Consider the following 12,033-nt stretch of genomic DNA (forward strand, 5'->3'; position numbering starts at 1 on the left):
CTGTCACGGTCTACAGGTGGGGCCTGCCTTCGGGGACGCCGTGTCTTCGAGGCGGGCCCGTGGGTGGGGGCTCGCCTCGAGGACACGGCGTCCCCGAAGGCAGGCCCCACCTGTAGACCGTGACAGTGGGTGACCGCTCTCGCGACCCAGGGCAGTCCGACTCGCGGTGGTCTCCCACCGCACACGGTTGCAGGTCAGCGCCGGATTCCCACCGGTCTTCCCCCTGGATCGCGACTATGTACTTATGTGTTCCTTATCCGCTGGAACGTCGTCATCGTACAGCAGCGCCCCCCGCACGCCTACGGTGCAGGCGCACCCGGGCAGGGTGCGCACGGACGGAAAACGGGTAACGGGCAGGCGTGGGCCCCAGAACCCCGCCGCTTCCCTCCTCACCCCCCGGAGTCCCCCTTGAAGCTGTACGCCGACACCCCCGTGCGAGCCAGTCTCCAGCTGATCTCGGACCTGTTCGCCCTGGTCTGGGTGGTCGTGTGGGTGCACGCCGCCCTGACCCTGCGCGAGGTCATCCTCTCCCTGAACCGCCCCGGTGAGCTGATGTCCAGCACCGGGGAGGGGTTCACCGAGCACATGAGCACCGCCGCCGAGAACGTCCGGCAGGTCCCGCTCGCCGGGGAGGCCCTGGCCACGCCCTTCGTGAACCTCAGCGAGACCGGTGCGACCCTGAGCGAGGCGGGGGACTCCTTCCAGGAGACCGTGGCCTCGCTCGCCGTCACCCTGCCGACGCTCGTGGCGGTGCTCCCGCTGTTCCTCATCGCCGCGACCTGGCTGCCCATGCGGGCCCGGTGGATCGGCCGGGCCACCGACACGAGGCGGCTCGACCGGCTGGCTCCGGAGGCCCGGACCCGGCTCCTCGCGCTGCGGGCCCTGACATCGGCCTCCGCCACGAGACTCATGCGGGTGCACGACGACCCTGCCGGAGCCTGGAAGGAGAACGACCGGGCGGCGGTGGCCGGGTTGGCCGCGCTCGAGCTGCGGAGCCTGGGACTGCGCCAGGCCACCACGCGGGCGAAGAGGTCCTGACCTCGCGAACGCGGGCCGAGGCGGCCTCGGTCCGCCGCGCCTCCTCGCGGGCTCGGCCCGTACGGCCGCTCCGGCGGCGCGAACCCCGAGCACGCGTCCGGTTGCCGGGTGCCCGGACGCTGCGGACCAGCATGTGGAGACGCGCGACGGTCGGCTGCGCCAACTGGTGACCGACCGTCTCCGCGCCCTGGGACCCCCTTGTGGTCAGGGCCCGGTCAGGGCACCTGGTAGGCGGTGTCCCGGACGTCCGTGACCGCCATGTGGCCCGGGGCGTGCCCGATGGCGAACTCGGGAGCGGACGCCGTCACCGCCGCCTGCGGGGTGACACCGCAGGCCCAGAACACCGGCACCTCCCCCTCCCGGACCTCCACGGGGTCACCGTAGTCCGGCCGGTCCAGGTCGGTGATCCCCAGAGCGGCGGGGTCACCCACATGGACGGGTGCCCCGTGCACGGCCGGGTAGCGCGAGGTGATCCGCACTGCGTCGGCGACTTGACCGGCCGGGATCGGGCGCATGGACACCACGAGGGGTCCCGAGAAGCGACCGGCCGGGCGGCACTCCCGGTTGGTCCGGTACATGGCCACGTTGCCGCCGGTCTCGATGTGGCGGACCGGCACCCCTGCCTCCAGGAGCGGGGTCTCGAAGGTGAAGCTGCACCCGATGAGGAAGGACACCAGGTCGTCCCGCCACAGGTCGGTGACGTCGGTGCGCTCCTCCACGAACTCGCCGTGGCGGTACACGCGGTAGGCGGGCAGGTCCGTGCGAAGGTCACCGTCGAACACCGAGGCCGACACCTCGCCGGGCTCGGTCACGTCGAGGACCGGGCAGGCCTTGGGGTTGCGCTGGGCGAACAGCAGGAAGTCGAACGCGAGGTCACGCGGGAGCGAGATCAGGTTGGCCTGCGCGTACCCGGGGCTGTAGCCGGAGGTGGGCACGCGCAGTCCGCCCCGGAACAGCGCCCGGGCCCGAGCGGGAGAGAGGTCGGCCGGGGACGGACCCTCGGGGCCGGTGCGGTCGGGTGCGTGGTTCATCGTTTCCAGGCCTCTCTCTTCACTGGGCGAGGTGATCACAGGACGAAGCGGATCCGGGTACCGGGGCGGGCCTGGGCGGCCTTGGGCAGGTCGGCGGAGCGCACCACCGCGATCACCGGGTACCCGCCGGTCACGGGGTGGTCCGCGAGGAACAGCACGGGTTCTCCGCCCGGGGGCACCTGGAGCGACCCGGCGACCATGCCCTCGCTGGGGAGTTCGCCCTCGCGGGAGCGTTCCAGGACAGGCCCGGCCAGCCGGGCGCCGACCCTGTCGCTCCGGGAGGTCACCTCGTACTCCCGGGAGAGCAGGGAAGTGACGGCGTGGTCGGTGAACCAGTCCTCGCGCGGGCCGAGGTCCACGCGGAGGTCGACCACGTCGCCGCCGACGGGCCGGACCGGGGCGTGGTCCAGGTGGGGCAGGGCGGCCGGGGCCGGGCCGACCGGCAGCAGGTCACCGGCGCCGGGCAGGGCGGGGCCGAGCCCGGCGAGCACGTCGGTGCTGCGCGAGCCGAGGACGGGCGGCACCGCGACTCCCCCTCGCACGGCCAGGTAGGACCGCAGACCGCGAGCGGGGACGCCCAGGGTGAGTTCGGCCCCGTCGGGCAGGTGCAGGACCTCGTTGACCGCCGCGCCGCGCCCGTCCACACGGACGGGGGTCTGCGCGCCGGTCACCGTGACCGTCACCGCCCCGCGCGCGCGGACCCGAAGGCCGCCGAGGGTGACCTCCAGGGCGGCCGCGCCCTCGGGGTTGGCCAGGAGCCGGTTGGCGAGGGCGTAGGAGGCGGCGTCGGCGGCGCCGGAGCGACCGACGCCCAGGGCGGCGTGGCCGAAGCGACCCGCGTCCTGGACGGTGGTCATCGGCCCGGTCGCCAGGATCTCCAGGGCCGCACCGGACGCACGGTCCGCCGTCCGAGCGGTGTGTTCCCGGGCTCCCGCCCCGGCGGAGGGCGCGGGCTGACCCATGGCCTCGCGCGCCGAGGCGGTTTCGTCAGAGGTCACCGGCTTCACGAGACCTCCTCGAAGCGCACGCGGACGCCGGGGCGCAGCAGGCCGGGCGGGTCGCGGTCCAGGTCCCAGACCACGGCGTCGGTCCGGCCGAGCAGCTGCCAGCCACCGGGTGAGCTGCGCGGGTACACCCCGGTGAACTCCCCCGCCAGGGCCACGGAGCCCTTGGGGACGCGAGTGCGGGCCTCGCCCCGGCGGGGCACGTGCAGGCGCGGGTCGTCGCCGACCATGTAGCCGAAGCCGGGCGCGAACCCGCAGAACGCGACCGTCCACGTCGCGGCGGTGTGGGCGCGCACCACCTCAAGGGGGCTGAGGCCGGTGAGTTCGGCGATGTCGTCGAGGTCCTCCCCGTCGTAGTGGACGGGGATGGTGACGGTCTCCCCCACCCCACGGCTCACTCCGGCGGTCAGGGGCAGCCCGGTGACGGCCTCGGCGACGTGCGCCGGGTCGGTGCCGGGTTCCAGCCGCAGCAGGACGGTACGGGCGGCCGGGACGACGTCGGCGACGCCGGGCAACGGTTCCGCTTCCAGGGCTGCGCCGAGGGCGATCACCTGCGAGAGGTCGGCGACCTCCACCAGGACCCCGGTGTCTGCGCACTTCAGGACGCGCACGGACGACTCCAAATCGGGACGGGCTCGGTCAGTCGGACTGGGCGGAACCGGCGAAGGGCGCGATGCTCACGCCCTCTGAACGCAGCAGCTCGGCCACGGCGCGGGCGATGCCCACCGCTCCGGGGCTGTCGCCGTGCACGCACAGGGAGTCGGCCCGCACGAGGATCTCGGTACCGTCCACCGCCTCGATGGGTTCGCCCCTGGCGATCCGCAGACAGCGGGCGGCGATGGCCTCGGGGTCGTGCAGGACGGCCCCGGGCTCGCGGCGTGAGACCAGGGTGCCGTCCGGCGTGTACGCGCGGTCGGCGAAGGCCTCGCGGTAGGTGGGCAGCCCCGCTCTGTCGGCCTGTTCGAGGAAGCTCGACCCGGGCAGGCCGAGCACCGGCAGGTCCGGGTCGAAGGCGCGGACGGCCTCGACGACCGCCGCGGCCTGCTCCTCGTGGTGGACGATCGCGTTGTACAGGGCGCCGTGCGGCTTGACGTAGCGGACACGCTCGCCGGTCAGCGCGGTGAAGGCCGACAGCGCACCGAGCTGGTACAGCACCTCGTCGGTGAGTTCGGCGGGCGGGACGTCCACGAAGCGGCGCCCGAACCCGGCCAGGTCCCGGTAGGCCACGTGTCCGCCGACGGCCACCCCGCGCGCGGCGGCCTCGGCCGTGGTGCGCCGAAGGACCGAAGGGTCACCGGCGTGGAATCCGCAGGCCACGTTGGCGCTGGTCACGATGGACAGCAGCGCCTGGTCGTCCCCGAGTTCCCAGCGGCCGAAGCTCTCGCCGAGGTCGGAGTTGAGGTCGATGCGCACGTGCTCCTCCTAGTTCTCGTACCCCTTGGTGCCGACGCCACGCGCGGTGGCGTCGGCACCACTGTGCCCGAGGGGCGGTGTTCCGGGCCCCGGAGCGGTGGCCGCCGCTCCGGAACGCTGTCTGCTACTGCCAGAGCGCGGCGATCCCGCCCAGGGCGTTGACCGCCATGTAGACGGTGAGAAGCCAGGCGGCGACGCCGATGACCAGCAGCCAGCGCGGGTAGCGGTAACCGTTGAGCAGGGTCTTCGAGTGACGGGCGGCCACCCACAGGAGGAGGCCGAGGCCGACCGGCAGGATGACGCCGTTGAGGGCGCCCGCCATGACCAGCAGGGTGCCCGGCGCCTGCCCGGAGACCAGGTAGATCGCCAGGGAGATGCCGATGAAGCCGGTGACCAGCTTGCCCTTGTGCCGCTCCAGCCACGGCGAGAACGTGGTGACGAAGGAGATGGAGGTGTAGGAGGCGCCGATCACGGAGCTGACGGCGGCCGCCCACATGATCATGCCGAACAGTCGCATGCCGACCTCTCCGGCGGCCTGGTAGAAGGCCTCAGCGGAGGGGTTGGGCGCGTCCATGATAGCGACGCCTCCGGCGACCACGCCCAGGATCGCGAGGAAGAGGAGGACCCGCATGAGACCGGTGACGATGATGCCGGTGACGGAGGTCTGGGTGATGGCGGCAATGTTCTCGCGGCCGCCCATGCCGTTCTCGATGAGCCGGTGGGCACCGGCGTAGGTGATGTAGCCACCCACGGTGCCGCCGATGATGGTGATGGTGGCGAGGAAGAGGTCGCTGCTGGCCGCCTCGGGCAGGACCGACTGGCGCAGGGCGTCGCCCACGGGCGGGCTGGACACGAGGGCCACGTACGCGGTGAGGGCGATCATCATGACGCCGAGGACCACGAGGATGCGGTCCAGGGCCACGCCGAGCCGCTTGACGGCCAGGATGACGATGGCGACGAGAGCGGAGATCGCGGCGCCCACGCGCGGGTCGAGACCGATCATGGCGTCGAGGCCCAGACCGGTACCGGCGATGTTGCCGACGTTGAAGATCAGGCCGCCGAAGACGATGAGGACGGCGAGCAGGTAACCGGCCCCCGGCAGGACCTTGTTGGCCAGATCCTGGGCGCGCATGTTGGAGACGCCGATGACGCGCCAGATGTTCAGCTGCACGGCGATGTCGACCAGGATCGACACGAGGATCGCGAAGGCGAACGCGGCGCCGAGCTGGGCCGTGAAGGTCGTGGTCTGGGTGATGAACCCGGGTCCGATGGCGCTGGTGGCCATCAGGAACATGGCTCCGAGGAGACCGCTGCTCAGAGTGACTCTGCCAAGCCTCGGACGCACCTTCTGCTGCGGTGCGGGGGGCGTTTCGCCCATGGCTGACTCTCCAGGTGTCCGGGAGGGTTGTGACGCCAACCTCATTGTTGGATTGTTGAACAATACTGCAATCCTGCACCTCAAGTAAGGCACGGATAAGTAAAATCGCGAACCCCCGGTACGTAACATTGGTGGGACCACCCCGTCTCCGGTGTGGGCGCACGAGACAGGCGGAGGGCTCACGTGACGGCGACAGAGGACCACATCGACCGGTTGCCCGCACCCGCCCTGGCCCGGCCGACCAGTCAGGCGGAACGCGTCGCCGACCTGCTCCGCACCTTCGTCATCGACGGCGAACTGGCCCCCGGCGTGCGCCTGTCCGAGGAGAAGCTCAGCCGCAAGTACGAGGTCTCCCGCAACACCCTGCGCGAGGCCTTCCGGCTCCTGAGCCACGAACGCCTGCTCGTGCACCACATGCACCGCGGGGTGTTCGTCAGCCGCCCCACCAGCGAGGACGTCCGCGATCTGTTCAATGCGCGGCGGTCCCTGGAACTTCCCGCCGTGCGCGGAGCGGCCCACGCCCCCGCTGACCTGGTACGCGCCGTGGGCTCCGCCGTCGACGAGGGCGAGTGGGCCCGGGCCCGGGAGGACTGGTGGCGGATGGGCAGCGCGAACATGCGCTTCCACGAGGCGCTCGCGGCCCTGGCGAGCAGTGCCCGGGTGAACGAGTTCATGCGCCAGGTCCTGGCCGAGACCCGCCTGGTCTTCCACGTGATGGCCGCGCCCCGCGAGTTCCACGACCCCTACCTCAAGTGGAACCGGCGCATCCACCTGGCGCTGGCCGACGGGAACGCCGACACCGCCGCCACCGAACTCGGCGCTTACCTGGACACCTCCGAGGAGCAGTTGGTGACCGCGTTCACCGCGATGGAGACGGGATCCCGGAGCCCGAACCCGAAGGTCTGAGGGCGGCGCGCGGAGCTGCGGGAACCACCCCTGCCAGAGGTCCCGAAGTGCCAGAATGGGCCCCGTAATGGAACTGAACGGACGCCCCGTCAGCGCGGGAGAACTCTCAGGCCTCGCCCTGTACGGCTACGGGCACTTCACGACCATGCTCGTCACCGACCTGCGGGTGCGCGGACTCGACCTGCACATGCAACGACTCACCCGGGACTGTGCGGCCCTCTTCGGCGCCGAGCTCGACGTCCCACGCGTACGTGAACTCGCCCGCCGCGCGGCCCGCGCCCATCCCTCTCCGTGCGTGGTGCGGGTGACCGTGCACGACCCGGAGATCGACCTGGGCCGCCCCGCCGCTCGGACCATGCCCCAGATCCTGGTCTCCACGCGCCCCGCGCCGGTGTCGGTCCCGCCGCCGGTCCACCTCGGCACGCGTCAGTTCACCCGGGACGCCCCCGACATCAAGGGCACCGGGCTGTTCGGGGTGATCCGGCAGCGGCGCGCCGCCCAGCTGGACGGACTGGACGACGCCCTCTTCATGGGGGTGGACGGCCGCGTCTCCGAAGGCCCCACCTGGAACATCGGTTTCCTGGACGGCGAAGGGCTGGTCTGGCCCCAGGCGCCCTGCCTGGAGGGGGTGACGGCGCGCCTGGTCGACCGGGTCGCCGGGTCACTCGGGGTCCCTGTCTCCACCCGTCCCCTGGCCGCCGTCGCGGCCACCAGGATGCGGGGGGCCTTCGTCACCAACGCCGCCACCGGGGTGCGTCCGGTGGCCTCGATCGACGGGGTCGACCTGCCCCGGCCCGGGCTCTCGCTGAGGATCGCCCGGGCCTACCAGGAGCTGCCCGGCGACCCGCTCTAGCGGGGCCGGGCCGCGCGGCCCGGCCACCACAGGCGCGGGCCCACGTCCAGGGAGAGGGCGGGCACGAGCAGCGTCCGCACCAGCAGGGCGTCCACCAGCACGCCGAAGGCGACCAGGAAGGCCAGCTGCAACAGGAACAGCAGCGGGATCACGGCCAGCGCGGCGAAGGTGGCCGCCAGCACCACCCCGGCCGAGGTGATCACCCCGCCGGTCACTGTGAGCGCCCGCAGGACCCCCTCCCGGTGCCCGTGCACGAGGGTCTCCTCACGGGCGCGGGACATCAGGAAGATGCTGTAGTCGATCCCCAGCGCCACCAGGAAGACGAAGGCGAACAGCGGCACCACCGGATCGGCGCCCGGCAGCCCGAGGACGTGGTCGAACACCAGGGTGCCGACGCCCAAGGCGGCGGCGAACGAGAGCACGTTGGCGGCCATCAGGAGCAGCGGCGCCACCAGCGACCGCAGCAGCGGGATCAGCACCAGGAAGACCACCAGCGTCACCAGTGGGACGACCACCACGAAGTCCCGCTGCGCGGTCTCCAGGGTGTCGAGGTCGGTGGCGCTCACTCCGCCCACCAGCGCGTCGGCCCCCTCGACCGCGTCCAGTTCGGCGCGCAGGTCGCGAACGGCCTCCACCGCCTCCGGGGACTCCGGGTCGGCGGACAGCACCACCTCGACCAGGACCCGGCCGTCCTCCACGAGAGGTTCGGCCTCCGCGCCGGGCGGACCGGGTTCGGTGACCGGCACCGCCCCCTCCACCTGGGGGACCCGCTCGGACGCGGCGACCACCTCATCCAGGCGGCTCTCCTGGGCGACCACGAGGGCGGGCGCCGCGCTGGAGTCGGAGCCAAACCCCCGGGTCAGGGTCTCCTGTCCATCCACGGCCTCGACCTCGGTGCGGAAGACCTCCGCCTGGCCGGTGCCCTGGGCGCTGAACTGCGGCGCGAACACGGCGGCCGCGAGCAGCAGGGCGGCGGTGCCCAGCCAGTAGGCGCGCGGGCGGCGGGAGACCGTGGCGGCGATCCGCCCCCAGAGCGGGTGCTGGCGCAGGACCTCGTCGGTGGTGTTCCCGGACTCCTCGCGGACGCGGTGCGGGGCGCTGGGCCAGAAGGCGGCGCGCCCGCACAGCGCGAGGGCGGCGGGGAGGAAGGTCATGGCGGCGAGCATCGCGGCGGCCACTCCGAGGGCGACCACCGGGCCCAGGCTGCGTGTGGAGGCGAGGTCTGCGGCGAGCAGGCAGAGCACCCCGAGGATCACGGTTCCGCCGGAGGCCAGGACCGGTCCGGTGACCCCCCGGACCGCGGCGAGCACCGCGTCGGGCACCCGTTCCCGGGCGGCCAGCTCCTCTCGGTAGCGGGCGACCAGCAGCAGCGCGTAGTCGGTGCAGGCGCCCACGACGAGGATGAACAGGATGCCCTGGCTCTGGCCGTTGAGGCTGACCAGCCCGGCGTCGGCCGCCGCGTAGACCAGCGCGCCGGACAGCCCGAGGGCCAGGAGCGAGGCGAGGATCACCAGGACCGGCAGCAGGGGTGACCGGTAGACCGCCACGAGGATGACCAGGACCGCGACGACAGCCACGATGAGCAGGGTGGAGTCGATGCCGCCGAAGGCCGCCACGAGGTCCGCCGCGTACCCCGCGGGCCCGGTGACCTGCGCCTGGACCCCGTCCGGGGAGTGGTCGGCCAGGAGCTCCCGGAGTTCGGTCACGGAGTCGCCGGTGTCGTTCTCCGAGGCGATCGGCACGATCAGCTGGGCTACGGAGGGGTCCTCGGTGCCGGGCACGGGACCGACGACCTCACCGGAGACCCACGGCTGGTCCCCGATCCGCTCTCCGAGGGCGCCCACGTCGGTGAGCTGGGTCTCGGTGAGCTCCTGGTCGGCGGACAGGACCACGATCGCCGGGACGGTGTCGCCGCGGTCGAACTCCTCGGCCAGCTCACCGGCCTCGGTCGACTCGGCCCCGACCGGCAGGAAGGCGCCGGGGTCGTTGGTCTGCACCTCGCCGAGTTTGCCGAGGAAGGCGCCGAGCGGGCCCGCTCCGAGCAGCCACACCAGGCTGACCAGAAGTGCGGCGCCGACCCACCAACGGGATCGTCTGGCCGGGGGTTCGTGTCGTGTCGGCAACGTGGGAAGTCCTTCCGGGCCCGCGTCCAGTGGACGCGCGGCCCCAACTGTGTCCAAATGACTCGGAAACCGAGTCTCTCGGATTTCTAGCTAATTCTTCCCACAACGTAGCGCACCCCGGCGGTGCTCCTCCATCGGGGCTCAGGTCCCGGCCGTCACCTCGGCGTCCTCCTCCGCGCGGGCCGCGATGTTGCTCGCCATCGAGCCGAAGACGATTCCGTGGAAGGGCGTGACCGCCTTCCAGTACAGGTGGCCAGCCAGCCCCCTCGGATGGAACAGGGCGCGCTGGCAGTAGACCGTGCGCCCCTCCAGACGCGCCACACGCAGTTCCAGCCAGGCGGGGCCGGGCAGGCGCATCTCCGCGCGCAGCCGCAGCAGTTCGCCCGGGATGATCTCCTCCACCCGCCAGAAGTCCAGGGAGTCCCCCACCCGCAGGCGTTCGGGGTCGCGTCGCCCGCGCCGGGGTCCCACTCCGCCCACGGCGAGGTCGATCCATCCCCTGGCCGCCCAGGCCAGCGGCCACGAGTACCAGCCGCGATCGCCCCCGATGCCCTCGACCACCCGCCACAGGCTCTCCGGGGAGCCGTCCACGTACCGGGCCCGCCGGTCGGTGTACAGGCTGCCCCCGGTCCAGTCGGGGTCGCTGGGCAACGGGTCAGAGGGAGCGCTGGGCCAGGCCGCGGAGGACCAACGCGTGTCCACGCGGTCCTCGTCGATCCGCCGCAGCGCCAGGCGCACCGCCTCGTCGAACCCGAGCCGCCGCTCGTCCGGCAGCTCGCGCGCCAGGTCGTTCTCCGCCATCACCGCGTCGTGCCGCAACGACTCCACCAGCGGCCGGGCCACCGAGGGCGGCACCGGTGTGATGAGGCCGACCCACAGACTCGACAGTCCCGGGGACAGCACGGGAACCGGGACGATCAGCCGTTTGGCCAGCCCCGCCACGGTGGCGAACCGCTGGATCATCTCGGCGTAGCTGAGGACCTCCGGCCCGCCGATGTCGAAGGTGCGGTTGGTCCCCTCGGGGAGCTCGTCCGCGCGCACCAGCAGGCGGAGCACGTCCCGCACGGCGATCGGCTGCACCCGGCTGCGCACCCACCGGGGCGTGGTCATCGCCGGGAGCCGTTCCGTCAGGTGGCGGAGCATCTCGAAGGACGCCGACCCCGACCCCAGGATGACGGCGGCCCGCAGCACCACCGCGGGCACCGACGCCTCCAGGAGGATCCGCCCGACCTCCTCCCTGGAGGCCATGTGCTCCGACAGCTCCGTGCCCTCCGGGGCCAGGCCCCCGAGGTAGACGATCCGCCCCGTCCCCGCCTGCCCGGCCGCCTCCGCGAAGCGCCGAGCCCCCTCGGCGTCGGTCCGCACGAAGTCCTTGCCACCGCTCATGGAGTGCACGAGGTAGTACGCCACGTCCGCGCCGGACAACGCCTCGGCCAGCCCCTCACCCGAGACCACGTCGCCCCGGACCACCTCCACCCGGTCGCGCCACGGTTGGTCGCGCAGCTTCTCGGGAGTGCGGGCCAGGCAGCGGACCCGGTACCCGGCGGCCAGGAGTTGCGGGACGAGCCGTCCGCCGATGTAGCCGCTGGCTCCGGTCACCAGGGCCAGCCGCCCTGAGGGCGCGCTCATCCGCGACGCTCCTCGGGGCTGTCCTCGCGCTCACGCGCGGATCGCGGCCCGGGCACGCCGTGGTCGGTGCGTTCGTCGGCCGAGGCACCGGCCGCGCCCTCCGCGCTCGCGCGCTCGGCGTCCGCTCCGCCCTCGTCCGCCCCCTCGCCGCGGTGCCGGTACCGCCGGAACGGGTTGTCCGCCGGAAGGTTCCCGGTGAACCGGCCGTACATGCCGAAGGTGATCAGGACCAGACCCACCACGTAACTGAAGATCACGTTGGGGACGCTGAAGGCCAGGATGTTGAAGTCGGTGCTCATCAGGACCAGGTTCACGAGGCCACTGACCAGGAAGGCCCCGCCGACAGTGACGCACACCGTCGACGCGAACTTGCCGCCCAGGATCGCCGCGCCCACCAGCAGCGAGCCGAACGCGATGGACAGGAAGCTGAGCGCGCCGTTCGTGGACAACCCGGCGACCACCTCGCCCTGCGTGTCGAACAGCGGAAGTCTGATCGTCATGCCCGCGCTGCCGAAGCCCACCAGGACCAGTCCGGTGAGCCCGGCCCCGAACCGGTAGACGTGATCCAACCGCCGGTCCGCCCGGCGCGTGGTGTCCAGATCCATGTCGTCGCCCCTTTCGGTGCTCTCAGGCTCTAGAGTCAGAGGTCAGCGGCCTG

11 protein-coding genes and 1 riboswitch are annotated in these 12,033 nt (G+C 72.5%); of the genes, 3 read left to right on the forward strand and 8 right to left on the reverse strand.

Annotated elements, in window-relative coordinates:
• Nucleotides 1-149 precede the first annotated feature (149 nt).
• Nucleotides 150-225, reverse strand: a riboswitch (cobalamin riboswitch).
• Nucleotides 226-408: 183 nt separating this feature from the next.
• Complete coding sequence (locus ADX84_RS13940; RefSeq protein ID WP_049573468.1) at nt 409-1,038, forward strand: hypothetical protein; 630 nt, start codon at nt 409-411, stop codon at nt 1,036-1,038.
• A 215-nt stretch (nt 1,039-1,253) separates the two neighbouring features.
• Here ADX84_RS13940 and ADX84_RS13945 read toward each other — a convergent pair whose 3' ends face one another.
• From ADX84_RS13945 to ADX84_RS13965, 5 genes are all read right to left on the reverse strand, one after another.
• On the reverse strand, nt 1,254-2,069 hold the full coding sequence (locus ADX84_RS13945) for a putative hydro-lyase (RefSeq protein ID WP_049573469.1): 816 nt from the start codon (nt 2,067-2,069) through the stop codon (nt 1,254-1,256).
• A 35-nt stretch (nt 2,070-2,104) separates the two neighbouring features.
• Nucleotides 2,105-3,031, reverse strand: a complete 927-nt coding sequence (locus tag ADX84_RS13950; protein WP_049573586.1) for a biotin-dependent carboxyltransferase family protein — start codon at nt 3,029-3,031, stop codon at nt 2,105-2,107.
• A gap of 41 nt (nt 3,032-3,072) precedes the next feature.
• Complete coding sequence (locus tag ADX84_RS13955) at nt 3,073-3,684, reverse strand: allophanate hydrolase subunit 1 (protein WP_049573470.1); 612 nt, start codon at nt 3,682-3,684, stop codon at nt 3,073-3,075.
• Between the two features lie 28 nt (nt 3,685-3,712).
• Nucleotides 3,713-4,486, reverse strand: a complete 774-nt coding sequence (locus ADX84_RS13960; RefSeq protein ID WP_049573472.1) for a LamB/YcsF family protein — start codon at nt 4,484-4,486, stop codon at nt 3,713-3,715.
• Nucleotides 4,487-4,610: 124 nt separating this feature from the next.
• Nucleotides 4,611-5,864, reverse strand: a complete 1,254-nt coding sequence (locus tag ADX84_RS13965) for an NRAMP family divalent metal transporter (RefSeq protein ID WP_049573474.1) — start codon at nt 5,862-5,864, stop codon at nt 4,611-4,613.
• A gap of 183 nt (nt 5,865-6,047) precedes the next feature.
• Here ADX84_RS13965 and ADX84_RS13970 point away from each other — a divergent pair, with 183 nt between their 5' ends.
• Both ADX84_RS13970 and ADX84_RS13975 read left to right on the forward strand, forming a co-directional pair.
• On the forward strand, nt 6,048-6,770 hold the full coding sequence (locus ADX84_RS13970; protein ID WP_049573476.1) for a GntR family transcriptional regulator: 723 nt from the start codon (nt 6,048-6,050) through the stop codon (nt 6,768-6,770).
• Between the two features lie 67 nt (nt 6,771-6,837).
• Nucleotides 6,838-7,623 (forward strand): aminotransferase class IV, encoded by a 786-nt coding sequence (locus ADX84_RS13975; protein WP_049573479.1) that lies wholly within the window; start codon nt 6,838-6,840, stop codon nt 7,621-7,623.
• Here the strand turns inward: ADX84_RS13975 and ADX84_RS13980 are convergent.
• The 3 genes from ADX84_RS13980 to ADX84_RS13990 all read right to left on the reverse strand — a co-directional run bounded on the left by ADX84_RS13980 (nt 7,620) and on the right by ADX84_RS13990 (nt 11,980).
• Nucleotides 7,620-9,746 carry an MMPL family transporter gene (locus tag ADX84_RS13980; protein ID WP_049573482.1) on the reverse strand — a complete coding sequence of 709 codons (2,127 nt, stop codon included), beginning with the start codon at nt 9,744-9,746 and terminating at the stop codon, nt 7,620-7,622. The two genes, ADX84_RS13975 and ADX84_RS13980, sit on opposite strands and share 4 nt — an antisense overlap.
• A gap of 141 nt (nt 9,747-9,887) precedes the next feature.
• Nucleotides 9,888-11,375, reverse strand: coding sequence for an SDR family oxidoreductase (locus ADX84_RS13985; protein WP_049573485.1), 1,488 nt, complete (start codon nt 11,373-11,375; stop codon nt 9,888-9,890).
• Complete coding sequence (locus tag ADX84_RS13990) at nt 11,372-11,980, reverse strand: DUF4383 domain-containing protein (RefSeq protein ID WP_049573490.1); 609 nt, start codon at nt 11,978-11,980, stop codon at nt 11,372-11,374. The genes ADX84_RS13985 and ADX84_RS13990 overlap by 4 nt, the downstream gene beginning before the upstream one ends.
• Between the last annotated feature and the right edge of the window lie 53 nt (nt 11,981-12,033).

Source organism: Nocardiopsis sp. SBT366, assembly GCF_001083815.1.
Lineage (GTDB): Bacteria > Actinomycetota > Actinomycetes > Streptosporangiales > Streptosporangiaceae > Nocardiopsis > Nocardiopsis prasina.